25 protein-coding genes are annotated in these 25,084 nt (G+C 35.1%); 7 read left to right on the top strand and 18 right to left on the bottom strand.

Annotated elements, in window-relative coordinates; genetic code table 11:
* The 8 genes from JAZ75_RS06660 to JAZ75_RS06625 form a co-directional block, all read right to left on the bottom strand.
* Entirely contained in the window at window positions 1-795 is a 795-nt protein-coding gene (locus JAZ75_RS06660; RefSeq protein WP_208700755.1) for an N-acetylmuramoyl-L-alanine amidase, read from the bottom strand.
* 80 nt (window positions 796-875) lie between these two features.
* Window positions 876-1,904: a DUF3078 domain-containing protein gene (locus JAZ75_RS06655; RefSeq protein ID WP_208702369.1), complete on the bottom strand. Its 1,029-nt coding sequence runs from the start codon at window positions 1,902-1,904 to the stop codon at window positions 876-878.
* Between the two features lie 31 nt (window positions 1,905-1,935).
* Window positions 1,936-2,694 (bottom strand): hypothetical protein, encoded by a 759-nt coding sequence (locus JAZ75_RS06650; protein WP_132771765.1) that lies wholly within the window; start codon window positions 2,692-2,694, stop codon window positions 1,936-1,938.
* 58 nt (window positions 2,695-2,752) lie between these two features.
* Window positions 2,753-3,580 carry a glucosaminidase domain-containing protein gene (locus JAZ75_RS06645; protein ID WP_208700753.1) on the bottom strand — a complete coding sequence of 276 codons (828 nt, stop codon included), beginning with the start codon at window positions 3,578-3,580 and terminating at the stop codon, window positions 2,753-2,755.
* Window positions 3,581-3,593: 13 nt separating this feature from the next.
* Window positions 3,594-4,121: a glucosaminidase domain-containing protein gene (locus JAZ75_RS06640; RefSeq protein WP_208700751.1), complete on the bottom strand. Its 528-nt coding sequence runs from the start codon at window positions 4,119-4,121 to the stop codon at window positions 3,594-3,596.
* Window positions 4,122-4,143: 22 nt separating this feature from the next.
* Window positions 4,144-4,779 (bottom strand): O-methyltransferase, encoded by a 636-nt coding sequence (locus JAZ75_RS06635; protein WP_132771812.1) that lies wholly within the window; start codon window positions 4,777-4,779, stop codon window positions 4,144-4,146.
* Window positions 4,780-5,013: 234 nt separating this feature from the next.
* Window positions 5,014-5,643, bottom strand: coding sequence for a GTP cyclohydrolase I FolE (gene folE / locus JAZ75_RS06630; RefSeq protein WP_132771763.1), 630 nt, complete (start codon window positions 5,641-5,643; stop codon window positions 5,014-5,016).
* Between the two features lie 27 nt (window positions 5,644-5,670).
* Window positions 5,671-6,084 carry a 6-pyruvoyl trahydropterin synthase family protein gene (locus tag JAZ75_RS06625; RefSeq protein WP_208702367.1) on the bottom strand — a complete coding sequence of 138 codons (414 nt, stop codon included), beginning with the start codon at window positions 6,082-6,084 and terminating at the stop codon, window positions 5,671-5,673.
* 105 nt (window positions 6,085-6,189) lie between these two features.
* Between JAZ75_RS06625 and mqnB the strand changes: the two genes are divergently transcribed.
* The 3 genes from mqnB to JAZ75_RS06610 all read left to right on the top strand — a co-directional run bounded on the left by mqnB (window position 6,190) and on the right by JAZ75_RS06610 (window position 8,778).
* Window positions 6,190-6,819 carry a futalosine hydrolase gene (gene mqnB / locus JAZ75_RS06620; protein WP_208700749.1) on the top strand — a complete coding sequence of 210 codons (630 nt, stop codon included), beginning with the start codon at window positions 6,190-6,192 and terminating at the stop codon, window positions 6,817-6,819.
* Between the two features lie 140 nt (window positions 6,820-6,959).
* Entirely contained in the window at window positions 6,960-7,946 is a 987-nt protein-coding gene (locus JAZ75_RS06615; protein WP_021189278.1) for a pyruvate dehydrogenase complex E1 component subunit beta, read from the top strand.
* An 88-nt stretch (window positions 7,947-8,034) separates the two neighbouring features.
* Window positions 8,035-8,778 carry a DUF6263 family protein gene (locus JAZ75_RS06610; protein WP_132844981.1) on the top strand — a complete coding sequence of 248 codons (744 nt, stop codon included), beginning with the start codon at window positions 8,035-8,037 and terminating at the stop codon, window positions 8,776-8,778.
* 60 nt (window positions 8,779-8,838) lie between these two features.
* Here the strand turns inward: JAZ75_RS06610 and gcvH are convergent, their stop codons facing one another.
* Window positions 8,839-9,219: a glycine cleavage system protein GcvH gene (gcvH, locus tag JAZ75_RS06605; RefSeq protein WP_021189281.1), complete on the bottom strand. Its 381-nt coding sequence runs from the start codon at window positions 9,217-9,219 to the stop codon at window positions 8,839-8,841.
* 107 nt (window positions 9,220-9,326) lie between these two features.
* Between gcvH and JAZ75_RS06600 the strand changes: the two genes are divergently transcribed.
* On the top strand, window positions 9,327-10,523 hold the full coding sequence (locus JAZ75_RS06600; protein ID WP_208700747.1) for an anhydro-N-acetylmuramic acid kinase: 1,197 nt from the start codon (window positions 9,327-9,329) through the stop codon (window positions 10,521-10,523).
* A 3-nt stretch (window positions 10,524-10,526) separates the two neighbouring features.
* On the opposite strand, the gene JAZ75_RS06595 is transcribed toward JAZ75_RS06600, so the two are convergent.
* The 9 genes from JAZ75_RS06595 to JAZ75_RS06555 all read right to left on the bottom strand — a co-directional run bounded on the left by JAZ75_RS06595 (window position 10,527) and on the right by JAZ75_RS06555 (window position 20,247).
* Window positions 10,527-11,198: a DUF2461 domain-containing protein gene (locus JAZ75_RS06595; RefSeq protein WP_132844976.1), complete on the bottom strand. Its 672-nt coding sequence runs from the start codon at window positions 11,196-11,198 to the stop codon at window positions 10,527-10,529.
* 10 nt (window positions 11,199-11,208) lie between these two features.
* A complete protein-coding gene (locus JAZ75_RS06590) occupies window positions 11,209-12,009 on the bottom strand; it encodes a phosphatidate cytidylyltransferase (protein WP_208700745.1) in 801 nt (266 codons plus the stop codon).
* A 1-nt stretch (window position 12,010) separates the two neighbouring features.
* Window positions 12,011-12,226 carry a DUF2007 domain-containing protein gene (locus JAZ75_RS06585; protein ID WP_208700743.1) on the bottom strand — a complete coding sequence of 72 codons (216 nt, stop codon included), beginning with the start codon at window positions 12,224-12,226 and terminating at the stop codon, window positions 12,011-12,013.
* A complete protein-coding gene (locus JAZ75_RS06580) occupies window positions 12,201-13,130 on the bottom strand; it encodes a CPBP family intramembrane glutamic endopeptidase (protein WP_208700741.1) in 930 nt (309 codons plus the stop codon). The genes JAZ75_RS06585 and JAZ75_RS06580 overlap by 26 nt, the downstream gene beginning before the upstream one ends.
* 183 nt (window positions 13,131-13,313) lie before the next feature.
* Entirely contained in the window at window positions 13,314-16,613 is a 3,300-nt protein-coding gene (locus JAZ75_RS06575; protein ID WP_208700738.1) for a S41 family peptidase, read from the bottom strand.
* Between the two features lie 141 nt (window positions 16,614-16,754).
* Window positions 16,755-17,507 carry a zinc ribbon domain-containing protein gene (locus tag JAZ75_RS06570; protein WP_021189289.1) on the bottom strand — a complete coding sequence of 251 codons (753 nt, stop codon included), beginning with the start codon at window positions 17,505-17,507 and terminating at the stop codon, window positions 16,755-16,757.
* On the bottom strand, window positions 17,507-18,607 hold the full coding sequence (locus JAZ75_RS06565; RefSeq protein WP_208700736.1) for a Nif3-like dinuclear metal center hexameric protein: 1,101 nt from the start codon (window positions 18,605-18,607) through the stop codon (window positions 17,507-17,509). The genes JAZ75_RS06570 and JAZ75_RS06565 overlap by 1 nt, the downstream gene beginning before the upstream one ends.
* A complete protein-coding gene (locus JAZ75_RS06560) occupies window positions 18,597-19,097 on the bottom strand; it encodes a hypothetical protein (RefSeq protein ID WP_021189291.1) in 501 nt (166 codons plus the stop codon). The genes JAZ75_RS06565 and JAZ75_RS06560 overlap by 11 nt, the downstream gene beginning before the upstream one ends.
* A gap of 442 nt (window positions 19,098-19,539) precedes the next feature.
* The gene (locus JAZ75_RS06555) at window positions 19,540-20,247 is read right to left on the bottom strand and encodes an SAM-dependent methyltransferase (RefSeq protein ID WP_031287845.1); all 708 of its coding nucleotides are present in this window, start codon (window positions 20,245-20,247) and stop codon (window positions 19,540-19,542) included.
* Window positions 20,248-20,373: 126 nt separating this feature from the next.
* Here JAZ75_RS06555 and apaG point away from each other — a divergent pair, with 126 nt between their 5' ends.
* The 3 genes from apaG to mnmG all read left to right on the top strand — a co-directional run bounded on the left by apaG (window position 20,374) and on the right by mnmG (window position 25,045).
* Complete coding sequence (gene apaG / locus JAZ75_RS06550; RefSeq protein WP_208700733.1) at window positions 20,374-20,760, top strand: Co2+/Mg2+ efflux protein ApaG; 387 nt, start codon at window positions 20,374-20,376, stop codon at window positions 20,758-20,760.
* A gap of 465 nt (window positions 20,761-21,225) precedes the next feature.
* Window positions 21,226-23,085 carry an ABC-F family ATP-binding cassette domain-containing protein gene (locus tag JAZ75_RS06545; protein ID WP_208700731.1) on the top strand — a complete coding sequence of 620 codons (1,860 nt, stop codon included), beginning with the start codon at window positions 21,226-21,228 and terminating at the stop codon, window positions 23,083-23,085.
* Window positions 23,086-23,185: 100 nt separating this feature from the next.
* Window positions 23,186-25,045 (top strand): tRNA uridine-5-carboxymethylaminomethyl(34) synthesis enzyme MnmG, encoded by a 1,860-nt coding sequence (gene mnmG, locus JAZ75_RS06540; protein ID WP_208700729.1) that lies wholly within the window; start codon window positions 23,186-23,188, stop codon window positions 25,043-25,045.
* Window positions 25,046-25,084: the final 39 nt, after the last annotated feature.

Genomic DNA, 25,084 nt, shown 5'->3' with positions numbered 1-25,084 from the left:
TTAATAATTTTGATATAGATTATAAAGAATACTTTTATCATAAATTGTGAGTTCTGGGCTCACATCGTTGACAACAAACTTCCTTTTAAATGCAATAATTGCCGCTTTCAAATTGCGTGTATCGTAACCAATGATTCTCAAGGCATCAATTGGGTTGAAGGTTTCTGGAGCTGTTACCAATTCTGCAGGATTATACCATATACCAAAACCGCGATCTGCCAATTTTTTCCAAGGAAAAAATACACTTGGATCATTTTTACGAGCTGGAGCAATATCAGCATGACCAATGAAATTTGCTGCGGGAATACCGTAATTAGCTTTTAATGTATCCAAGACAACCATTAACGCTTCAATCTGGGCATCTGGAAATGCTTCCTTTCCATTATTATCCAGTTCTATTCCAATGGAGATCGAATTCATATCTGTGATCGTTCCCCACTTGGAGAGTCCCGCATGCCAACCTCTTACATAATCATTGAGCATCTGAACGATTACACCATTCCGGCTAATCACATAATGTGAACTTACCTTTGTGTGCTCTACCTGAAATGTTCTGATGGTTTGATCCAGACTATTCTGTGCTGTATGATGGATAATAACGTAGTTTGGCTTGCGCACATCAAAGTGTATGGCCGTTTCCTGACGTATATTAGCATGTATGCCGGCCTTTCCCAATGTCCATACTTTGTGCTCTCCCGGGCTTAATTTGGGAACGGTATCGTGTACGATCACCTTTTGGATGATCGTATCTATCTTTACAGGTACAATTTGCTCTATAGATCCCTTTTTAGCCATGCCTGACTTACTCTTACATCCAATAATGGATAGAGCAAAACAAAGTATAAACGGAATCCAAAGATTTTTTTTTTCAAACATTATCGAGGTAAACTATAGGTAATACCTAATGCTAAACTTTCACTCGCCTGTACTTTTGAAACTACCTCAGAATCATATAAAACAATTCCATTTAAAGTGACATTAACCAATGATGTTACTTTAGCTGTTAATGTAACATCCAAACGATGAGCTGGATCAGACAATTTATTATAGTTAGCAAACAAGTTATATCTGCTTTTTAAATTTAAATTTTTGGCTATATTTTTATCTAAATTAGCTGTGATTTGGAAAGCTAGATCATTTTTAAACATCTTACCTGCCTCAATGCCATAGCGTTCTTGATCATTATCTATTGGTTTACGATCTGGATATTTCTGCTTATATTCTTCAACTGTCAAGGGCTTGATACGATCATCTAAAATCAATGTCTGACGAGCGGTACCTGTTCCTAAACGTAATGAGAATTCATTACTTGGTTTGTATTCAAAACCCAAGGACTCAGTAAAATAACCTGGTGCCATAAAAGCTGAAACTGTTGCTGTAATTGAATCACGCCCATTTTTAAATTCATAAGTATAACCTACATCAAATTGAGATTCAAAAGTAAGGGATGTAAATAATGACCAGTTTTTTGAGAGTTTATAAGATATTTTATTATCCCAAAAAATACGATCATTATTCTTTTTAGACATTTGGTCCCTATTCTTCACTTTTCCATATCTCAAATCTAATTCTGTTATGAAATTAAAATTATCTTTGGTATAGTCTGATTTATGATAAACATTAAAACCTACTGCAAGTGAATTTACCCCCCCGCCTTGCCAATCCTCATTAAAATAAGCTTGATTTGCAGTTACGCCAAATCGAGTCCAATGCTTCCAATAATCAACTTGTAATTCTAATTTTGGTACTACTGGACGAATATTTTTTAAGGAGATATTTTCTTGTTTATTCTCCGAAATAACTGAATCTGGCTTTACTCTAAGGTCTTTCAAATTAACCTGAGCGCTAACCGTACCACACGATAAGCCAATAATTAATAAGGCAAATAAGGATTGTAACTTCATATCAAGCAACTCTTTTTTTTCTTTTCTTAATTTAAGGTACTAAAATAGGATTTATTGTTGGTAATGGCTCAATAAAATATCGAGAAGGATTTTTTTGATACTTTTCATAACATTCTTTGATATAATTTGTCAGTTCATACTGTGTACAACTAATGATGAAAAAGTAACTTGGTTTAAAGATCCGTCTAAATTTATTGAGCTCTTCTCCTTCTAAACCAGTTGTACGACTCACCAATTGTTCTGAAAACTTATACTCGATAACATTATCTTTATAATCACTCTCAATCAATTTCTTTAATCTTTTTGCATTTTTAGCTTCTCTGCTAAACAGACTATAGATGGAGTTGATACTGAGCCCTGCACCATTTTGCCCAACTGAAAACAGATCTCCTGGATCAGAAAGCCGAAAGGCTTTCTCATAATCATTTCTTGCCTTTTTTAAAATCTCATCCGGATCTTTCTTTGCAACTACAGAGACTTCATCAATATAAATCGATTCACGCTTCAAATGGAACAGTATAACAGGAGAGGTATTTACAATGACGGTATCAGGATAGTATTCCCGAGAAGTCGCGATCAATGCATCTCCTTTGTCGGCCATAATCGAAAATTCTCCCTTACTATTGTTAAAGACTTCTTCGTTGGTCCTGGTGTTGCGGATTGTTACTTTTGATATACGTTGTTTGGTATTAAAATCAGAAACAATACCCTCTATACGCTTTTGTGCAAAAGCATCGGGTGCTAGTGCAAACAAAAGAATGAGTATTACGATATTTTGCAGAGTCTTCACTCTCGTAAAACTACGTTTTAGCTTATCAAAATAGAAATATTTAACATCTTTTGATGATTTACTTTGAAATTACCAATAGCTGCCCGATGGCTAAGTTTGTGTCAATCAAGCCATTTAACTCTTTTATTTGATCAACAGTGATACCGTATTGTTTACTCAACGAGTATAATGTGTCTTTCCCTTGTACTTCATGAATACGCATTGCTACAGGACTCTTGATTTGCTCTGTTTGTACCACAGGAGCTTCGACTGCATTGTGTACAATCTCCCGCTCAACAACAACTTCTCTTTTCTCCTTCTCAACACGAGTTTCCACACGGTCATATTGGTAGAGTTCATACCGTTCAATCATATCGATCAATAAATCTGGATATCGCGGGTTGGTGGCATAGCCTGCGGCTTTCAAACCTTTGGCCCAGCCTTTATAATCGTTCTTATTGAGCAAGAATAAATCGGAATAACGTTTACGCAACAAGAATTCAGAATGATCTCTAAAAGACTGTTCCGGACTTTCATAAACGCGAAAGCAGTCATTGATATTATCATCTGGGCGATTAATGGATTTTCCCTTCCATACTCCTCCACATTTGATTCCAAAGTGATTATTGGCTTCTGTAGCGAGATAGCTATTGCCATTTCCAGATTCTAATAATGCTTGTGCCAATTTGATACTCGCAGGAATACCGTACTTATTCATTTCTGAAATAGCAATATCTTTATATTTCTCAACATAAGCATTTCCTGAAACAGCTGGTCTTAACTTACTAGGACGATTGGAAGAGGTAGAGCCTTGATGATTTTTGCTTTTATAGACGGTGTTTTTTTTGGATGAGCATGAACTAAAAAAAACAGTAAGGGCAAGTAGGATAAAAGCAATTTTTTTCATTGGATGAGTAGCATTACTTAGAAGCGGTGAGTTTCCTAGATATTGTGGTCGGATTTTTATCAAAACTATCTAAATCATACATTTCAATTGTTTTGATAACCTTAGCAGACCAATCTTTAGTTCTTGAATATCCTGCTTTTGCTAAAGCACCTACCCAAGCTTTGTAGTTGTGTCCTCGATTTTCCTCAAATAAGGGAGTCGTGGTTTTCTTTCTTTTAACCAACGATATAAAGTCATTATAAGAATCAAGTACTGATTTATAACCTTTATATGCTGAATTAATCACTTTGCTATTATTTTTTCCTTTAATACCGAAGTGATTATTTAAATTTTTTGCAATCTTACTATTTCCATGTGCACTTTCATGCATTGCAATAGCTAAAATTACTGATGCTGGAACACCATGTTCTTGCATCATCTCTTGTGCTACGGGGCTGTATTTATCAATATAAAATTGATTGCTTTGAGCGGATGCAATAGCATAACTACTGACGATCAAAATTAATACAGCAACATAGTTTTTTAATGTTTTAAAATTCATAAAGAATCATTTAGTCCACTAATTACTTTTTGCGTAATACAAAAAGTCCATCTCGAATCGGCAATAAAACCTTTTCGATGCGCTGGTCCTGAGCTAATTGTTCATTCAAATCTATGATTTGCTTTGTTTGATTGTCTGGATTTTCATCTAATACTTTGCCTTTCCACAAGACATTATCGATTAAAATCAGCCCTCCAGACGGGACTCTATCTAAAATTAATTCGTAATAATAATGATTACGTTTTTTATCAGCATCTATAAAAACCAGATCAAAGCTACCTTCGATCTTCGGAATTACTTCTGCAGCATCACCAATATGGTATTTAATTTGAGACGCATATTCAGATCTGTCAAAATATCCCTGTACACGCTCCTCCTGTTCTGCATTAACATCTACCGTATGTAAAATCCCTTTTTTAGACAAGCCTTCTGCAAGGCATAAAGTAGCATATCCAGTAAACGTACCGATTTCCAAAATAGTATTTGGAGCAGCTAATTTACTAAGCATAGCAAGCACCCTTCCTTGGTAATGTCCGGATAACATATGAGGCATTGTTTCCTTCAAATAGGTCTCCCTATTGACGCTTTTTAGCAACGGATTTTCTTCGTCACATGTGCGCTCTAAGTAAGATTCTAAATGCTCATTACAAATGTCCATAACAACAAAATTACTGAACATGATTTATAATCAGAAAAAATAAAATACAAACTGCTGATAATTAGGTAATTAATATTTGATCAAATGTTACATAAAAAATCGCATCCGCCTTTATGAAGCATAATGACACTTTTAAAAAATTGTGATTTTTTAAATTCTTTGAATTTTTAAAGAAAAAAAAGTCCAATCATCATAGGAAGATTGGACTTTAAATTTTGTTATTTTTTTATTGAATTACGTCAAGTTTGCAGTAATTAGTTTTAAGAATTCCGAACGCGTTACATCGTTTTGAAAAGCTCCTGTAAATGCTGATGTTGTAGTGACAGAATTTTGCTTCTGAATGCCTCGCATAGCCATACACATATGCTTACATTCGATCACCACAGCCACACCCTTTGCTCCTAAGGTTTCTTGAATACAGTCACGGATTTCATTGGTAAGACGTTCTTGAACTTGTAGTCGACGTGCAAAGATATCTACAACGCGTGGAATTTTGCTCAATCCGACGATATGACCATTGGGAATATAAGCAATATGTGCTTTACCAAAGAATGGCAACATATGGTGTTCGCACATCGAATACACTTCAATATCCTTCACCACAACCATCTGGCTATAGTCTTCCTCAAACATAGCACCTTGTAATACTTTAGCAGGATCAATATCATATCCATGAGTTAAAAACTGCAAAGCTTTTGCTACACGTTCTGGTGTTTTCAATAATCCCTCACGATTCGGATCTTCTCCTAGAGATTCTAAAATATCTGTATAATGAGCGGCAATACGACCAACTTTTTCTTGATTATATTGATCAATTTTCACGTAGCCGTCTAACTCTTCTTCTTCAAATGAGTGATTACTCATAGTAATTAAATAAATTAGTGTATAAGATTAGTCGCCAAAATATTCGACGTAATTATTTTCTGTTTCATGAAGGCGAATGCTGTGCAACTGCACTTTTTGTTCTTCAAATAATGGTTTCAATACCTCAAATATAGCAATTGCTATATTTTCTGTAGAAGCCATCTTATCTTTCATAAAATCAACATCAAGGTTAATATTTTTGTGATCGACTTTACTTACGATATTTTCCAAAATAATGGTTTTCATCAATTTTAAGTCAATCAGAAAACCTGTTGTTGGATTTACGTCACCTTTGACCGTCACAAACAAATCATAATTATGACCATGCCAATTAACATTTGAACAGTTTCCGAAAACATTTTCGTTTTTCTCAATACTCCAATCTTCGCGGTAAAGCTTATGTGCAGCGCAAAAGCGCTCACGACGAGTGATATATACCATAATACCACAAAGATACGTGTTTGCAACCAAAATATCGCTTTCAACGAAATGATTACCATCACATTTGCGTAAATATTGATTAATATTGTACAAAGGTTATCCCACATGAAAACACTTATAGTAGCAGCAACTCGATTCGAAATTCAACCCTTCCTTGATCGTATTGCTGCATATCCGAATACCGACTATTTAATAACGGAAGTGGGTATGGTACAAACAGCTTATCGGCTTGGAAAACATCTTGTAAATAATCAATATGATCTTATCATTAATATCGGTATTGGTGGCTGCTTTAATCGATCATTACCAATAGGGGCGGTCGTTTCAATCGATCGCGAGATCTTCTCAGAATTAGGAGCAGAAGATGATGAGCGATTCATTCCGATTGATGAACTTGGATTTGGTAACGCTCATTATGTGGCCACACAAAATAAGACAACTAAGGAACTGGTGCATGCATTACCAACAGGGCTAGGTGTAACAGTTAATAAGGTGCATGGAAATGAATTAGAAATTTCGAAATTACTGATACAAATACCCAATGCTCTGATTGAATCCATGGAAGGAGGGTCTGTTTTTTTAGCTGCATCTGAAGCAAAAATTCAAACCATACAGATCCGTGGAATATCTAATTATGTAGAGAAGCGAAATCGTGCCACGTGGAACGTACCGCTCGCTATCCACAATAGCAATGCGGTTCTTTTCGAAATTTTGTCTAAAATAGATAAAGTTTAATTTTTGAATTTTATTACTGTTTTCGCCATCCTGTTATTAAAAAATGACATAAAAGCAGATATTTAGCGATGAATAACCTTCAAAATATCAATAATAAATAGTAGATTTGTAATCTAAAATTTGACACTATTTTACAACTGATGAGAGAGATACAATTCAGAGAAGCACTTCGTGAAGCGATGAACGAGGAAATGCGTAAAGACGAAACAATATTTTTATTAGGAGAAGAAGTTGCAGAATACAATGGTGCTTATAAAGTGAGCCAAGGTATGCTGGATGAATTCGGAGCTAAACGCGTGATAGATACACCTATTGCAGAATTAGGTTTTGCAGGTATAGCAGTCGGTGCTGCGATGAACGGTTTAAAACCAATCGTTGAATTCATGACTTTCAACTTTTCTTTAGTTGCGATTGACCAAATTATCAATGCTGCTGCAAAGATTCGTTCCATGAGTGGAGGTCAATTCTCTATTCCAATAGTATTCCGTGGTCCAACTGGTAATGCAGGGCAATTGGGAGCACAGCACTCTCAAAATTTTGAGAACTGGTATGCAAATACTCCAGGATTAAAAGTTGTTGTTCCTTCGAATCCTTATGATGCGAAAGGTTTATTAAAATCTGCTATGATTGATCCAGATCCAGTTATTTTTATGGAATCTGAGGTTATGTACGGTGATAAAGGTCACGTGCCTGAAGAAGAATATTACTTACCAATAGGTAAAGCAAATGTTGTTAAAGAAGGTACTGATGTAACCATCGTATCTTTCGGTAAAATGGTTCCACGTGTTGTATTACCTGCTGTTGAAGAATTGACAAAAGAAGGTATCAATGTGGAAGTAATTGACTTACGTTCTGTTCGTCCAATAGATTACCCAACTATTATCGAGTCTGTTAAGAAAACAAACCGTTTGGTAATTGTGGAAGAAGCTTGGCCATTAGCGTCTATTTCATCTGAAATAACATATTCTGTACAACGTAATGCATTTGATTATTTAGATGCTCCAATCGTTCGTATTACAGCAGCAGATGTTCCTCTTCCATATGCAGCTACATTAATTGAAGCAGCTCTTCCAAGTGTTGCTAAAGTTGTAAAAGCTGTAAAAGAAGTTGCTTACATCAAAAAATAAAGGCATCTAATTGCTTAATTCAAAAAAGACCTTTGGTAATACCAAAGGTCTTTTTTAATTTAGGGGATATTTTACTAACTAATCTTAAATGATCAAGACCCTATCGCTCGCTTTTTTGTCGTTCTTTATTATTACGACATTAATTGCTCAAGACAAAGTTTTATTAAAGCTGAAACCCGACCTTAATAATCCCTTTTCACAAAAAATGCACATGACTATAGATGTCAATGCTGGTGCTCAAAGTACTATGATCGATGCAACCATGTTGTGCGAAACAACAAACACCAATGCTACAGACAGTACATTGACCTATGCAACGAAATATACAGAAATGATCATGGCAATGGATGCAGGAATGATGACCGTCAACTATGATTCCAAGAATCCGGAAGCCAATGAACTTTCCAAACAGATCCATGAAAAAGTTAAAACTTTGCTGGAAACCCCTATCGTGGCTGTGATGAGTTTAAATGGAAAAATAAAAGATGTCGAAGATTTACCTGATGATAATGATCTGTTTGATGCCAATATGCTCAAAGAAGCAGCGTTTGAATACCCAAATAGAGAATTAAAAGTTGGAGAACAATGGAAAGCAACAGCAAATAATAAGTCTCTAGGCCCAATAGAACAAACATACACCCTAAAAAGTATCTCAGCAGAGGGTATATCGATTACTTCGGAAGGAAGTATAACGGCAGAAGGCCAAACTGTCGGATCAATCACTGGCCAATACCTATTAAATCCTAAAACTCATTATTTAAAAGCGCTTACGCTCGAAACAAAAGTAAAAAATGAAGAGGTTGAAGTCACCAGCAAAATAGAAATCCTATAAACCACAAAAGAGCTGTCAATGACAGCTCTTTTGTGGTTTTATTGAACGTAAATGTTAAAATTACGCGTTAATTTCTTCTTTATATTGATCAGCAGTTAATAAAGCATCAACGTCAGCTACATCATTTAATTTGATACGAATAATCCAACCCTCTCCATAAGGATCTGAGTTTACTAATTCTGGTGATGCATCGATTGCCTCGTTAACAGCTAACACTGTTGCTGTAACAGGAATGAATAAATCAGAAACCGTTTTTACTGCTTCGATTGTTCCAAAGATTTCGTTTGCAGCCACTTCTTCACCAATTGTGTTGATGTCTACAAATACGATATCACCTAACTCACGTTGTGCGAAATCAGTAATACCAATAACGGCCTCATCACCTTCAACACGAATCCATTCGTGATCTTTAGTGTATTTTAATTCTGCTGGAAAATTCATTTTACTTTTTTTTAATCTTCTATTTAATTACGCCATGAAGTTACAAAATATATTTATATCACAAAAATCTTGTGTACTCTATCATATTTTGTTCCTACTTTTAAGGTATGAACTCAATGATTGAAAAGCTTTACAAAATCGCAAAAAAAGATAGTCGTTTTATAATAGGACTTATGTCAGGGACTTCATTGGATGGTCTTGATATTGCACTTTGTAGAATAAGTAATAGTGGTAAGTCTACACAAATTAGCGTGGATAATTTTATTACAATGGACTATCAGGATGAGTTTAGAAAATACGTAAGAGGTGTTTTTGCAAAGCGTACAATTGATCAACAGTTGCTCTGCGGACTTCATGCTTACGTCGGAAATGTACATGCAGCACTCATTAATCAGGCTCTTGAAAAATGGGGGATTCCGCATACAGAAATTGATTGTATTGCTAGCCATGGGCAGACAGTATACCACGCTTCACAAAGCCTTACAGATGATCAATTAATGCCTAACAGCACTCTTCAAATCGGGGATGGCGATCATATTGCTGTAAAAACTGGTATTATTACACTATCAGATTTTAGACAAAAACACATCGCTGCAGGTGGTGAAGGTGCACCTCTGGCGGCCTACGGCGATTACTTATTGTTTTCGGATAGGAAAGAAAATCGATTTTTATTGAATATCGGTGGCATTGCTAATTATACATTTATACCTAGCCAAGAAAGTGATTTGAAAGCTTTTGCAACAGATATTGGCCCCGGAAATACCATTATGAATCAGTTTGCAAAAGAAAAATTTGATATAGAGATGGATAAGGATGCAAACATCGCTACACAAGGAATTATCAATGAGGGACTTTTAAATGAGCTTTTAAAAGAACCATTTCTACAAGATGAATTCCCTAAAACAACTGGTCCGGAGCTCTTTAATTTGGATTATCTAAAAAGATGTCAGATAGCATCCAATAATCTTCATATGATTCCTGAAGATATCATGGCCACCTTAAATCAATTTACTGCAACATGCATCATTGACGCAATCCATAAGCTGTCAAAAACATTAAGCAATGTACATATCTACATCAGTGGGGGAGGTTTACACAATCCGCTATTGGTCGCTAAAATCAAAGCAGGATTGCCTCATCATAAAGTCTCCTCATTTGGAATACTAGGCATTGATCCCGACGCTAAAGAAGCAGTGTTATTTGCTCTACTGGCTAATGAAACATTGGTTGGCGACAGAGACAATGTAAGTCAAATAAAAGATTCTCCTGCAGTCTGTATGGGTAAAATTAGCTTACCTCAATAACAACTAATCATTATCAATAGCTTCGTGTAGATACTGCTTCAAAGGAAGCATTGTTTTATATAAGGCAATGATATTATTCAAAGCATTTTTATCAGTCAGAGCGCTATTGGATAAGCTTTTGTGTGCAACAAAGCTCTTTAATTTTAAAAATTCAATTGAAGGATGTGTTGCCTCATAGCCAGCAGGGGGGCGTTTTAGTTTGTCTTCTTCTTCTAAAGTAAGACCACTTTTTTTCTGTAAATCTGCTATAATTGCATTAAATTTCTCTTCGTTATAATCTATTTCCTGACGAATAGCATCTAAATGTTTTTTTTCTGGTCTCCAGTAACCACAGGCAATAAATGAATTATCTGGAGAGATGTGGATATAGTATTCTGGTCCGTCCAATTTACGGCCATCTTTGGAAATACCTGCACCGAACCAATTTTTATAGGGTGTTTTGTCTTTTGAAAAACGCGTATCACGATAGATACGAAACAAACATTTATTGGCCTGAATATCGGTCGTAATATGAGGATCAAATTGAGACAGGCTATTAATCAAATCAGCCACAAACAGACGAACATCAGCTAAAGCCGCTTCATAACGTTCTTTCTCTTCTGCAAACCATTCACGGGTATTGTTATCCTGTAAATCTTTTAAAAATTTAAACGTATTTTGATTAATATGTCCCATAAATATGATCTTAATTTACTAAAAACAAAAATAAATATACCAAAGGTCCAGCGATTAATAAACCGTCGAATCGATCTAATAAACCTCCGTGTCCAGGTAATATATGTCCAGAATCTTTCACATTTAAGCTTCTTTTAAGCATCGATTCTACCAAATCACCCAATGTACCAAATACAGCAATTATCATTGCTACAATAATCCATTGCCATTGCGGTATTGTTTCAAAATAATGTGCTAAACATAAAGATACAAGAACTGCCAATACAATACCACCAATAAAACCTTCCCAGGTTTTATTTGGAGAAATTCGCTCAAAAAGTTTATGTTTTCCCAAGGATCTCCCAGCTAAATAAGCCCCTGTATCACTCGTCCAAAGCAAAATCATAAAGCCCAAAGGTAAAAAATGATTAAATGAGCCACCTATATAGCCTAATCTTGTAAAACAATAAAAAGGAAATCCAACATACAGAATACCTAAAATGGTAAAGCCGATATCATTAAAGGGGAAATCACGCTTTTGATAAAGAGCTTGTATATAGATCGCTAAAAGAAAAGGGATGCATAACAAAATATACTTCGCCTCAAAAATGCCTAAACTATATAACGCTGTTGTACTAAATAAAACAACTGTAGTCAATATACCTAAAGCTTTACTTGGTCTACGATCTTCTGAGCTTACAATACAATAAAACTCATACAGACACCAGGCGCTTAATAAAGAAAAAAATCCAAGGAAAACTGCGTCGCCCAGAAGCATAGCCCCAACCATGACGATGATAAAGAAAAATCCTGTAATAGCTCTAGTTTTCATACTAATCTTCGCTTTCTGTCGTAGATTCGATTAAAACTAATGCCTGTTGCTCATCTTCTTGATTCACATAAAGCTCAATCTTACCAAATACAAGGTATGATGAGTCCTGCTTATTTAATACAATAGCAGGTATCCCGCTTTCTTCTAACATTTGTTTAACGATCTCAGCTTCTATTGCATTAGTATAAACTTTAATCTTCTTCCAGCCTTGCTCCATATGGGATTTTTTTAGTTGAACGATAATATAATACTACAAAAATAACAGTAAATATTAAGCTTGCAAGGTAAACCCAAATTGGTTCTTGTTCAAAGTTATTCATTTCTTCGAAAGGTATCCCTTTTCTTGTATAATAAAACGCTGTAATGGTGGCACTTGCATTATTAATAAAATGACCAAAAATAGGCAAATATATGTTTCTACTCCAGACATAGAGATATCCAAAAAAGGCACCAAGAAGCATTCTAGGAATAAATCCAAAGAACTGCATATGAAATGCACTAAAGATTATTGCTACTAACCAAATGACCACATGCTTATTCCATATCCAACGTCCAAAAATGTTTTGTAGACAGCCTCTAAAAACCATTTCTTCACCTACGGCCGGCACCACTGCTAAAATGATCAGATTGATCAATAAACCGCCCCAAGTTGACTCCTCTACAATTTGTTTAGTCATTACAGCGGCACTATCTTCACTAGCACGCATCCACTGCTGTACACCTTGAAGACTATCGGGCAATTGCATAGATTCATTCCAATACGCAAGCAATGACATCATAGGAATGAAACATAGCATGGCCGCAAAGACAAAAAGATATTGTAATGATGAAACCTTATTTATTCTTTCAAAATAGGGGTGAATGCCTGATTCGCTACGATATAAGATCCAAGCTGGTAAAATAAATGTTGTAACACTACTGATCAACAACATCCCTTTGAGTGCCACTGTATTTTCTTGAAAAAAAGATAAACTGAACGGACTCTCGGGAGACAAAATCTTCATAACCAATAGTGATAATCCCATCAATACCAATTGAATACTTACACCCAAAACGATCATGTAAAGCAATAATCTAAATAAAGATTTTCCGGGATTTATCTTTGTCACTAATTCTTCCATGTAGTACTTTTAATTTATTCTATAAATATATTACAATTAAAATTTATTACCTCTAAATCTTCTAAAAGATCTACTTTAAGCTATCATGCTACATCTAGAACAACGTTTATCTGGATATAGAAACCTGTAAACAAAAAAAATCCCGTTTCATTTAAAATGAAACGGGATTTCCATGTTTTTCAATTAATTAACCCGAATTGGATCAGCCGGTTTTTTCATGTTCTTGTAGGGATAATTTTTCATTTCTTCCAACAAGATCTGAACCGTTTTTTCCAATTGTGGATCACGACCTTCTATCAAATCCTTAGGTGTTTGTTCAACGAAAATATCTGGAGCAACACCTTCATTTTCGATGATATAATTGCCTTTCAAATCGTATACACCAAAGTTTGGTGAAGTGATTCTTCCTCCATCCAATAAAGGAGGATAACCGCTGATACCAACTAAAATACCCATAGTGGTACGGCCCACCAATTTTCCTAATCCTTTGTGGCGGAACATATAAGGCATCATATCTCCTCCGGAACCCGCATTTTCATTAATAATCATTGCTTTTGGCCCATAAATTCCATTACCTGGCGTATTGAATCCCTTTCCGTCCCGTATTCCCCATCCAGCGATTAAATCACGGGATAATAAATCGATAACGTAATCGGCAACCCAACCGCCACCATTATTACGTTCATCAATTAATACCGCTTTTTTATCCATCTGCGAGAAATAATAGCGATTGAAAGCAGTGTATCCTTCTCCACCGGTATTAGGCATATAAATATACGCGATCTGACCCTTGCTTAATTCTTCCACACGCTTTCTGTTGCGCTCCATCCACTCTGTGCTTCTTAAACTCATCTCATCAGAAAATGATATTGGTTTAACCACATATTCTTTAGCTCCAACTAAACTAGGTTTTGTATTGACTTTAATACTTACCTGTTTACCGACAGTATTATCAAATAAACTGTACAAGTCCATATCGGCAGTAACTGCTGTACCATTTACTGCTACTAAGTACATTCCCGATTTGATATTTAATCCTGGTTCAGACAAAGGCGCTTTAAATGATGGATTCCAATCTAAGCGTGTAAAAATTTTATCAAGCTTATAAAAACCTTTATCAATAGAATAATCAGCTCCTAAAACACCCACACTAACCGAAGGACCACTAGGTTGATCCCCTGGATAAATATAATTATGTCCAACAACCATTTCGCCCATCATTTCGTTCAATAAATAACCTAAATCAGAACGGTGACTTACATAAGGCAAGAACTTCTCATATTTCGTTTTTACAGCATTCCAATCTGCTCCATGCATATTTTCAACGTAGAAATAATCTTTCTGCATTGCCCATACTTCATCGAATATTTGTTTCCACTCAGCAACAGGATCAACTAATTGTTTGATATTATCCAATTTCAATACACCAGTTGTAGGACTTGCCACTTTTTGACCTGCTGTTACAATATTAATACCTGTACTGGTCTGAATAATCATTTTCTTACCGTCGGCACTGATAGCATATGAGCGGATACCTGCGACAAGATCTTTTTCTTTGAAATCTGTAAAATCATAAGCATAGAGTGTCCCATTCTTGACATATGTCAATTGATTGACGACAGATCCATTGATACCATAAATACCATCACCTAATGGAAGCGCAACAATTCGATTATTGATATTATCAAAATCTATTTCTGTAGGCTGTACCGCAGGTTTTGAAGCTTCTTTGTTTGGTTCTTCTTTCTTCTCGTCTTTTTTCTTTTTATTAGCCTTTGCTGTTTCTTTAGGCTTTTCAGACTCCTCTTTCTCTTCTTTTATCGTTTCTTCATCACTTTCATTTTTGAAAATAGATGGTGTTTTACTGGATAAAATGAATGCATATGCTTCATAATTAGCACGACGCTCCGTTGCTGACATATGCAGTCCTGAATTTGTTAGTCCTACATTTGTACTTGCTGTGAAAAAAAGATACTTACCATCTCGACTAAATGAAGTCGATCGAACCGCACTCATACCATCGGTAATCTGTGTGCTTTTTTTACTGTCAAGATTATATAAAAATACTGCCGAAACGGAATTTGGAAGTGTTTTAATGTAAGAAATCCACTTCGAATCAGGTGACCAACTTGGTTGGAAATGATTAAAAACACGTCCAGTCTGAGCACTTTCACTATCCGAATCTACCTTGACTATCTTTTTACTATCGATATCAATGTAAAATAAATTCAAGTGAGAATCGTTATAAAACAATTTCTTAGAATCAGGAGACCAGGTAGGTTCAAAATAAAAATTAGATTCACCTAAAGTATACATTAGAGGTTCATCTTTTCCAAATTGATCGCGTAATTGAAGTACATATTTCCCTTTTTCACTCGAAATATAGGAAACCCATTTCCCGTTCGGAGACCAGCTTGGAAAGCGGTCATGTGCGCCTGGAGAATTTGAAATATTGCGCGCTTCGCCTTTTTCTTTAGGTACAGAGAATATTTCTCCTCTCGCTTCTATAAGAGCACGTTGCCCGGTAGGGGAAATGTTCAAAGTGCGAATATCATCACGCATATTATCATAATGTGGTCTTTTATACAACGCATCATTACTCACATTAATTTTTAATGCTGTAGAAGACTTTGAATTGATATTGTAAATGTGTACTCTTCCTTCTTGTTCAAAGGTCAATTCCGATCCGTTGCCCGTCAATGTTCTGACGTCATAGTCAGTAAAATTGGTAATTTTATCGATTTTTTTTGATTTGACATCGTACGAGAAAATATTGACAATTTTATCTCTGTCCGAAAGGAAGTAAACCTTATTATCCAACCATACCGGCTTAACGTCATTGCAGCGCTCTCCAGGGATTATTTCGATTTGATTACTCTTTGTATCGAAAATCCAAATGGATGGCATACCACCGCCCCTATAGCGCTTAAAAGCAACACGGTCACGTTCCGTAGGATCTGTATTTTTTATATAAGCCCAATAGCGTCCATCTTTAGAAGGGCTGCCCTGATAAGCCTCTGGCATAGGAAGCGATTTGTCCAATGTCAATCCAGTAACAGATGAAGAATATAAACGTGGACTTAATGCATAATTGTATTCGCGGGTTGTGGTATAATATACTTCATTATTATTTAGCCAGCCTCGCAGCACATCAGATGCGGGATGAAAAGTAATACGTTTAGGTTCACCACCTTCAATCGGCATGACATAAACGTCTGTATTACCATCATAATTACCCGTAAAAGCAATCTGTTTTCCATCCGGTGAGAAGATGGGGTTTTGTTCAACACCAGGATTTGTCGTTAATCTTCTTGGATTTGCTCCAGATTTATCCGAGATCCAAATATCACCTCCATATACGAAAGCAATATTTTCGGCACTAATACTAGGACTTCTCAATAACAAAGTTTCTTGTGCTTCTACTGAAAAAGCACCCGATAAAGCCATTACTAATCCTAAAAATCGAAGTTTAGGTTTTAACATATATTTAAAGATAAAATAGGGTTTTTATTGTGCTGTAAAAATAACCAATAATTCATCAATAAATTATGTATATCAATTAAGTTGCAATAAAAAAACCCCAATTAAAAAATTGGGGCTTAAATATCAATATAAGGCTGTTTTTTAGAAACCGTAGTCTTGTTCTATTTCTAAAACAACACCTTCGTCTACTAAAACACGTCCACAGTGTTCACAGATAATAATTTTCTTACGTTGACGAATCTCAGATTGTAGTTGTGCAGGAATTTTATTATGACATCCTGAACAGCTATCACGGTCAATTGAAACAACTGCTAGACCATTCTTGAATGAATTACGTAAACGGTAATAAACTTTATTTAAGCGTTCATCAATGTTAGCTTCCGCTTTTTCGGCTTTAGCCAACAAATCATCTTCATCTTTTTGAGTTTCAGAAGTAATTGTTTCCAATTCTTTCTTTTTACCTTCTAACTCACCTTTACTATACTCTAAATTAGATACTGTCGTATCGTAGTTTTCTGTTTTATTGCGAATTTCGAATTCGAATTCTTTAATTCTTTTTTCACAAACTTGGATTTCTAATCCTTGAATTTCAATTTCTTTCGAAATAGCATCATATTCACGATTATTTTTTACTTCGTTCAGTTGACTTTCATATTTTTTGATAGCCAATTGAGCGTCTTTAATCATGTTCTTACGCTTAACGATCGAATCTTCTAACTCATCTAAGTCTGTTCTGATCTTTTCGATACGTGTTTCTAAACCCGCAATTTCATCTTCAAGATCTGCAACCTCGATAGGTAATTCTCCTCTAATTTGGCGAATTTTATCTACTTTAGTATGTATGGCCTGTAATAACCATAATGCTTTCAATTTTTGTTCTACGGTTTGTTCCATCAACAATAGTGTTTTATAGGATTTGTATCTACTTCTGTTATTAGGACTGCAAAGTTAGGAAATTTTTCTGTAATTATATCGAACAATAATTCTTGCGTAAATTGTTCGCTTTCATAATGACCGATATCTGCAATCACAATTTGATTTTCTGCATCAAAAAATTCATGATATTTATAATCGGCTGTAACAAAAAAATCCGCTCCAGACCGCTTTGCGGTATTTAATAAAAATCCACCGGCACCACCACATACGGCAACCCTTGACACAGGTTTTCCCTGTAGAGCAGTATGTCTAATAACCTGCAGGTTTAAATTATTTTTTAAATAGGCTAAAAAATCCTGTTCAGACATAGGACTTTCTAAATTTCCAATAACTCCAGCTCCGACATCTTGATTTTTATTTTCCAGTTTAAGCGTATCGTAAGCAACTTCTTCATAAGGATGTGATTCATACATAGCCAAAAGAACTTTACGTTCAATAGCTTTTGTATAAACAACTTCAATTCTGGTCTCTTCCACTCTTTCTTGTAGCCCAATTTCCCCAATAGTTGGTTGTGCTTCGCCATGAGGTCTAAATGTACCATAACCGGCAGTATTAAAACTGCATTGATCGTATTTGGTCCCAACTTTACCTGCGCCAGCATCAAATAGAGCTTCTCTAACCAATTCGACATGGCTTCGTGGGACATAGACCACAAGTTTATACAAAAGATTAGATTTAGGTTCTAAAATAGCCTGATTTTGAAGATTTAACAGGGAGGCTATCTTTGAATTAACACCACCTGTTATATTATCCAGATTCGTATGAATAGCATACAGCGCAATATCATGTTGAATTGCTTTTATAACAGTACGCTCCACGTAATTGTTTCCATTAAATTTCTTCAGACCTTTAAAAACAATGGGATGATGAGAAACAATTAAATTACATCCTTTAGCAATTGCATCATCAACTACCTCTTCAGTACAATCTAAAGAAATCAATATTTTTGAAAGTTCTTGATCCGGATCTCCCACGATTAAACCGCAATTGTCATACGACTCCTGTAGATCTAATGGTGCTATCCTTTCCAGATAAGCAGTAATTTCCTTAATCTTCATGTTTATTCTCTAATTCTTCTTGATCCCTAAAAGTATTATGTTGCTCTAATATACGCTTATAATTTTTGATATCAACCCAATAATTAATCATGGTTACAAAATGAAAAATAATAGCAACAACAGATATAAATGGGGGTAATGGAATATTTGTCGCCAAATATATCCAGCCATATAGTGAACCTTTCTTAAATGTCGGAGATTCATCTACAGCGATTTTACGATCAAAAAATTCATTAATTAACGAATCCCGTAAACGTCTTGCTACTTCAAAATTCCAATAAATATTAAATAAAGGAATAGCGATACCAAATACCTGATTAGGTTTTATACATTGATTTTCTTCTGACACCAATAATAATGTCTTTCTCATCGTATTGGCTAAAAACAGCCAAATAACAATACGAATAATATAAATTGCAATTACTGTATAGATAAACTCCGGCTTTGAAATTTCCTTCAATAACTGTTCTTGTAATTCTACTTGATCCATCTGTGCTAATTCTCGTTATGCAGTAAAGATACCAATTCTTTTAAATTCTTTATTCGTCGATTTTGATCAATTACCCTTAAAATGATATTTATATTAAAAGCTTTAACCTATTCCCAAATAGTGAAAGAGTGGGGGATTTATTAGATTATTATCCGACTGTATTCCTGCAACTTAGCAAGTTTTATGAAAAATAAAGTTCATATAAAAAATATATCTAATTAATAATCAGACGTGTATTTAAAAAGCATAGTATGCCGTATACAACTGAAATAATGATTGCAATCTACATGGAATCATTTAATACAACGCGTTTCAAAAACTATTCGTTATCAACAGAGTAAATAAGTACTTACTCACCACATTTCACCACATTTAAAACACCTCAGTGAGGTTTTTAATTTCAGTATGCGAACTTACCACACTAGGGTAGGGGAGACCATTACTAGTAAAGCAAAAATATAGCAGGTCTTTTATGAAAATCATCGGATCTCTTTTTCCATTGATCAATAGTCAATGTTTTAATAAATTCAGCATCATCTGTGAGATCACATGCAACACAAAGTTTAGTTTGTCCTTTACATGTTTTTAATAATTCGGCCAGTAATTGATTATTTCTGAAAGGAGTTTCTATAAAAATTTGTGTCTGATCTTCCTTTGATGCCTGTAGTTCCAATTCTTTTATACGTCTTGAACGATCTGTTTTATCAATAGGTAGATATCCTTGGAAAGCAAATTTTTGTCCACTAAAACCCGAAGCCATTAAGGCTAATAAAATAGAACTAGGCCCAACTAATGGCACAATCTTAATTCCTTGACGATGTGCTTCAGCCACAATATCAGCACCGGGGTCAGCAACACCTGGGCAACCAGCTTCGGACATGAGACCGACATTTTTACCTGCTAATAAGCCCTTGAAAAAATCTTTAATGTTTCCTTTATCTCTTGCATGCTTACCATAATCATAAATGATCAAATCCTTTTGAGGAATCTTAAGACCAGCTTGTTTAAGAAACTTACGTGCTGTCTTCTCATTCTCTACAATATATTCATCCAAGCTATTTATTGTCTCCACTAAATAGGAAGTGAAAGATTTTGCTGATGCTTCCTCGCTAAGAGGAACCGGAATCAAAAATAGTGTACCTTTTTGCATATTTACAAACCTACTAAATTGTCTTTCATAACAGATGCATTTTTCAATATAATGTAAAACCTTATCATTTTTTTGAGTATTTAAACTCATTATTAGTAACTTAGTTGCATAGCAAAAAAACTATATATGACAACTCAAATAACAGAAGGAATAAAAATTTCAGTAGAATGCGTTTTTCAACCTGAATATTCTAATCCAGAAAGAGATCATTTTATGTTTGCTTATCTAATAAGTATAGAAAACTTAAGTGATTCAAGTATTCAGCTCATGAGCCGCTACTGGAATATTTTCGATTCAATCGGAGATCATAATGAAGTATATGGTGACGGTGTGGTCGGAGAACAGCCCATTATTGAACCAGGTCAAATGCATCAATATACATCAGGATGCAATTTAAAAAGTGAGATGGGCTATATGGAAGGTTACTTTAATATGATCAAATTGATAGACGACTCTTCATTCAAAGTTAACATCCCTAGATTTAACTTGATTGCAAATTACGTATTGAACTAGATCATTATCACCTGCATTTCATCTTATCCAGATCTTCTCCAAAGATTACATATAAAAGGCGAAAATTACTTACTTTTGCGTGATACATTTGTGAGTGGAAATTATTTTATAAATAATCAAATTCATATATCTTCCTTATTCATCGCGATTGATTTTACATGTGATAAAATCTGCTTGAATAACTTGGACATACTGTTGCTAGGGACCAACATTTAAAATCTCCTATTAAATGACCAACTGTCATTTATTCTTAATAAAATAATACGTTAGCAATGTGCTAACTTTTGCATATAATTTACTACCATCAAAGTTATTTATACTAGAGGGTAGACATTCATAGTTTTTAATACATAGAGGTGTATTGAAAAACACAAGAAAAACACAAAACACTTATAATCAGTAGTTTATGTTTTTCTTATGTATAAATTATGCAATTTATTGAACAAGAAAAATTAGGAAATTAACGTGAGTATATTAGCAACTGAACAAGTAAGTCATTCATTTCATGATAGATGGCTTTTTAAAGATTTACATTTTGGACTTCTAAAAGGGGATCGAGTAGCCTTAGTAGGTATTAACGGAACAGGAAAATCAACCCTTCTCTCCATATTAGGTGGCAAATTAGAGCCTACCTCAGGAAAAGTTGTTAAAGAAAAAGGTATCAAGATTGGTTTTTTAGATCAAGATCCTAAATATGATGGATTAACCTCCATTAACGATTTTATATATTCAACTGACAACGAAGAACAGCGATTAATTAGAGATTATGAAGAGCTTTTGGCTATGCCAGAAATTGATCAGAATAAATTAGAAGAGCTGACAGAAAAAATAACAACCCTCAATGCATGGGAGTATGAGTATAATATTAAGACTATTTTGAATAGACTTAATATTGTCGATTTTCATCAAGATATAAAGAGTCTTTCGGGAGGACAACGTAAGCGACTAGCTCTAGCAAAACTTTTAATAGACGAACCGGATGTTTACATTCTAGATGAGCCTACCAACCATTTGGATATTGAAACAATAGAATGGCTTGAAAAACTTTTGACAACAGGAAATAAAACTGTATTACTGGTTACCCATGATCGTTATTTTTTAGATAACATTTGTACAGAGATCAGAGAATTGGATAGGGGAAAGCTATTTACTTATAAAGGAAACTATTCATACTTCCTCGAGAAAAAATCTGATCGCGAAGCGATCGACGCAGTAATGGTAGAAAGAAGTAGAAATCTATTACGTCGGGAACTAGAATGGATGAGAAGACAACCGCAAGCACGTGGTACAAAATCAAAATCTAGAATAGATGCTTACTATGAGCTTGAAGATAAATCCAAAGCTCAAAAAGCAAATGACTCTGTTCAGTTAAGTGTTAAAATAAGTAGACAAGGCTCTAAAATTTTAGAATTAGAACATATCTCTAAAAATTATGGAGATAAAGTCATCATCAGTGATTTCTCTTATGTTTTCAAAAAAGGTGACCGTATTGGATTAGCCGGTAAGAATGGAACAGGTAAATCTACTTTTCTAAATCTAATTACCAAAAATGAAGTACCGACTAGTGGTAGTATTGCTGTAGGTGAAACGACCGTTTATGGATATTACAAACAAGGTGGTTTAGAAGTAAGTGAAGGAGATCGAGTTCTAGATGTTGTAAAAAATGTAGCAGAATATATCAAGATGGCAAATGGTGAAGTGATCACTGCTTCACAATTATTGACACACTTTTTGTTTCCTCCTGAAAAACAATTTGGTTTTGTAAGCAAGTTGAGTGGGGGTGAGCGTAAGCGTCTACAACTAATGCGCGTGCTGATGTTAAACCCGAACTTCCTAATACTCGATGAGCCATCAAACGATCTTGATATTGACACCTTAAATGTTCTAGAAGATTTCTTAATGAACTATAATGGCGTACTTATATTAGTTTCTCACGATAGGTATCTACTCGATAAATTGACAGAGCAATTATTCATATTTGAGGGAGAGGGAAAAATTGATATCTATAATGGTAATTATGCCGATTATAAAACAGAGCAGGATATCTTACTAAAAGAACAAAAACAGAAAAAAGATATTCCTGTTCAAAAGAAAGAAGAAGTAAAGGAAGAAAAGAAAAAGCTTTCATATAAAGAGCAATTGGAGTATGATAAACTGGAAAAAGAAATACAGCAATTGGAAGAACTCTTGGTAGAAAAAAACAATACACTTCATTCTACGGTGGACCATGTACAACTATCAAGTATAGCAAAAGAAATAGAAGATATACAAAATAGTATAGACGTAAAATCTGAAAGATGGTTAAGTCTAGCAGAACTGATGTAAAAACAACACGCTACGTTTCACGTGAAACGTAGCGTAATAAATAATAAAAAACTAAACAATCAATTCCGGCGTTTCACGTGGAACTTTGAAATAAAATAAGATGTTTAAAAAATATAACGTTATCGTAGTTGGTGCAGGACATGCCGGCTGTGAAGCCGCGGCGGCAGCTGCAAACCTAGGTTCATCTGTACTTCTCATTACAATGAATATGGGAGTAATCGCACAGATGAGTTGTAATCCAGCAATAGGTGGAGTAGCAAAAGGACAAATCGTAAGAGAGATTGATGCTATGGGTGGCTATACGGGTATCATCGCAGATAAATCAACTATTCAATTTAGAATGCTTAATCTGTCGAAAGGACCTGCCATGTGGAGTCCCAGAACACAGAATGATCGTATGCGATTCGCGGAAGAATGGAGATTACAACTGGAAGCTCTGCCAACATTAGACATGTGGCAAGATACTGTGAAAGAAGTGATCGTTAAAAATGGAAAAGCTTGCGGTGTCATCACTTCTTTAGGAATAGAAATAGAAGCAGACGCAGTAGTCCTAACAAATGGAACTTTTCTAAATGGTGTCATTCACATTGGTGAAAAGAAATTCGGTGGTGGGAGAACAGGAGAGAAGGCAGCAACAGGTTTAACTGAACAACTTGTATCACTAGGCTTCGAGTCCGGTAGAATGAAAACCGGAACACCTCCGCGAATCGATGGAAGAAGCTTAAATTATGCCTTGATGGAAGAGCAATGGGGCGATGATAATCGAGGTCGGTTCTCTTATACAGATACTCCATTACCGACAGAGCAACGCTGTTGCTGGATCACATATACCAATGATAAGGTACATGAAATGTTGAAAACAGGTTTTGAAAGATCGCCTATGTTCACAGGTAGAATTAAAGGTCTCGGGCCACGTTACTGTCCTTCGATAGAAGACAAAATCAATCGCTTTGCAGAACGTGAAAGACATCAGATTTTTGTAGAACCAGAAGGATGGACTACGAATGAAATTTATGTTAATGGCTTCTCCACTTCTTTACCGGAAGACGTGCAACAAAAAGCTTTACAATTGATACCAGGTTTTGAAAATGCAAGAATGTACAGACCAGGTTATGCTATAGAATATGATTTCTTTCCACCTATGCAACTTGATCTAACTTTGGAAACACTCATTGTAAAGCATCTCTTTTTTGCAGGACAGATTAATGGTACTACAGGTTATGAAGAAGCAGCAGCGCAAGGATTCATTGCAGGTATCAACGCACACCAACGCATTACTGATGATAAAGAACTAATCTTAAAAAGATCTGAATCTTATATAGGCGTACTAATTGATGACTTAGTAACAAAAGGAACTGATGAGCCATACCGCATGTTTACTTCCAGAGCAGAACACCGCTTACTGCTAAGACAAGATAATGCAGATATCAGATTAACACCGATTGCCCATAAATTAGGATTAGTAGGAGATGAGCGACTGAATAAAGTAAATGAGAAAATTAAAAATTCAGATCATATTATTCAGTATCTTAAACAAAATTCAACAACAGTAGATAAGATGAATCCTATCTTAGACGAAGTTGGATCAAGCTTGATTTCACAAAAAACAAAATTGGTTAATTTACTAGGAAGACCACAAATCAATATCTATGACCTCGCGAAAGGTGATTCAGATTTTGGATCCTATTTAAACCAGTTTGACAAAGAGACAATAGAGCAGGCGGAAATCAAAGTCAAATATGAAAGCTACTTCGAGAAAGAAATGGAAATCGTAAACAGAATGAAAAAAATGGAAGATAGAGAAATCAATCCAGATTTTGATTATTCTTCCTTAGTTTCGTTGTCGATAGAAGCAAGACAAAAACTAGCTCAGGTAAAACCAAGAACATTGGGCCAGGCATCCAGAATATCAGGTGTATCACCATCTGATATCAGTGTTTTAATGGTACATATGTCATAATAATCTGATTTACAGTTACTTGTATAATAAATATTATCA

The sequence above is a fragment of the Sphingobacterium sp. UDSM-2020 genome, from assembly GCF_016132525.1.
In the GTDB taxonomy this organism is placed as follows: domain Bacteria; phylum Bacteroidota; class Bacteroidia; order Sphingobacteriales; family Sphingobacteriaceae; genus Sphingobacterium; species Sphingobacterium anhuiense.
Note: the sequence above shows the minus strand (reverse complement) of the source record. Positions and strands in the feature narration are given on the sequence as shown.

What these genes read in the sequence shown, in the direction of transcription:
- JAZ75_RS06660 (WP_208700755.1), bottom strand. Translation starts at nt 795, where the DNA reads ATGGCTAAAAAGGGATCTATAGAGCAAATTGTACCTGTAAAGATAGAT.
- JAZ75_RS06655 (WP_208702369.1), bottom strand. Translation starts at nt 1,904, where the DNA reads ATGAAGTTACAATCCTTATTTGCCTTATTAATTATTGGCTTATCGTGT.
- JAZ75_RS06645 (WP_208700753.1), bottom strand. Translation starts at nt 3,580, where the DNA reads ATGAAAAAAATTGCTTTTATCCTACTTGCCCTTACTGTTTTTTTTAGT.
- JAZ75_RS06640 (WP_208700751.1), bottom strand. Translation starts at nt 4,121, where the DNA reads ATGAATTTTAAAACATTAAAAAACTATGTTGCTGTATTAATTTTGATC.
- JAZ75_RS06635 (WP_132771812.1), bottom strand. Translation starts at nt 4,779, where the DNA reads ATGGACATTTGTAATGAGCATTTAGAATCTTACTTAGAGCGCACATGT.
- folE (WP_132771763.1), bottom strand. Translation starts at nt 5,643, where the DNA reads ATGAGTAATCACTCATTTGAAGAAGAAGAGTTAGACGGCTACGTGAAA.
- JAZ75_RS06625 (WP_208702367.1), bottom strand. Translation starts at nt 6,084, where the DNA reads ATGGTATATATCACTCGTCGTGAGCGCTTTTGCGCTGCACATAAGCTT.
- mqnB (WP_208700749.1), top strand. Translation starts at nt 6,190, where the DNA reads ATGAAAACACTTATAGTAGCAGCAACTCGATTCGAAATTCAACCCTTC.
- JAZ75_RS06615 (WP_021189278.1), top strand. Translation starts at nt 6,960, where the DNA reads ATGAGAGAGATACAATTCAGAGAAGCACTTCGTGAAGCGATGAACGAG.
- JAZ75_RS06610 (WP_132844981.1), top strand. Translation starts at nt 8,035, where the DNA reads ATGATCAAGACCCTATCGCTCGCTTTTTTGTCGTTCTTTATTATTACG.
- gcvH (WP_021189281.1), bottom strand. Translation starts at nt 9,219, where the DNA reads ATGAATTTTCCAGCAGAATTAAAATACACTAAAGATCACGAATGGATT.
- JAZ75_RS06600 (WP_208700747.1), top strand. Translation starts at nt 9,327, where the DNA reads ATGAACTCAATGATTGAAAAGCTTTACAAAATCGCAAAAAAAGATAGT.
- JAZ75_RS06595 (WP_132844976.1), bottom strand. Translation starts at nt 11,198, where the DNA reads ATGGGACATATTAATCAAAATACGTTTAAATTTTTAAAAGATTTACAG.
- JAZ75_RS06590 (WP_208700745.1), bottom strand. Translation starts at nt 12,009, where the DNA reads ATGAAAACTAGAGCTATTACAGGATTTTTCTTTATCATCGTCATGGTT.
- JAZ75_RS06585 (WP_208700743.1), bottom strand. Translation starts at nt 12,226, where the DNA reads ATGGAGCAAGGCTGGAAGAAGATTAAAGTTTATACTAATGCAATAGAA.
- JAZ75_RS06580 (WP_208700741.1), bottom strand. Translation starts at nt 13,130, where the DNA reads ATGGAAGAATTAGTGACAAAGATAAATCCCGGAAAATCTTTATTTAGA.
- JAZ75_RS06575 (WP_208700738.1), bottom strand. Translation starts at nt 16,613, where the DNA reads ATGTTAAAACCTAAACTTCGATTTTTAGGATTAGTAATGGCTTTATCG.
- JAZ75_RS06570 (WP_021189289.1), bottom strand. Translation starts at nt 17,507, where the DNA reads ATGGAACAAACCGTAGAACAAAAATTGAAAGCATTATGGTTATTACAG.
- JAZ75_RS06565 (WP_208700736.1), bottom strand. Translation starts at nt 18,607, where the DNA reads ATGAAGATTAAGGAAATTACTGCTTATCTGGAAAGGATAGCACCATTA.
- JAZ75_RS06560 (WP_021189291.1), bottom strand. Translation starts at nt 19,097, where the DNA reads ATGGATCAAGTAGAATTACAAGAACAGTTATTGAAGGAAATTTCAAAG.
- JAZ75_RS06555 (WP_031287845.1), bottom strand. Translation starts at nt 20,247, where the DNA reads ATGCAAAAAGGTACACTATTTTTGATTCCGGTTCCTCTTAGCGAGGAA.
- apaG (WP_208700733.1), top strand. Translation starts at nt 20,374, where the DNA reads ATGACAACTCAAATAACAGAAGGAATAAAAATTTCAGTAGAATGCGTT.
- mnmG (WP_208700729.1), top strand. Translation starts at nt 23,186, where the DNA reads ATGTTTAAAAAATATAACGTTATCGTAGTTGGTGCAGGACATGCCGGC.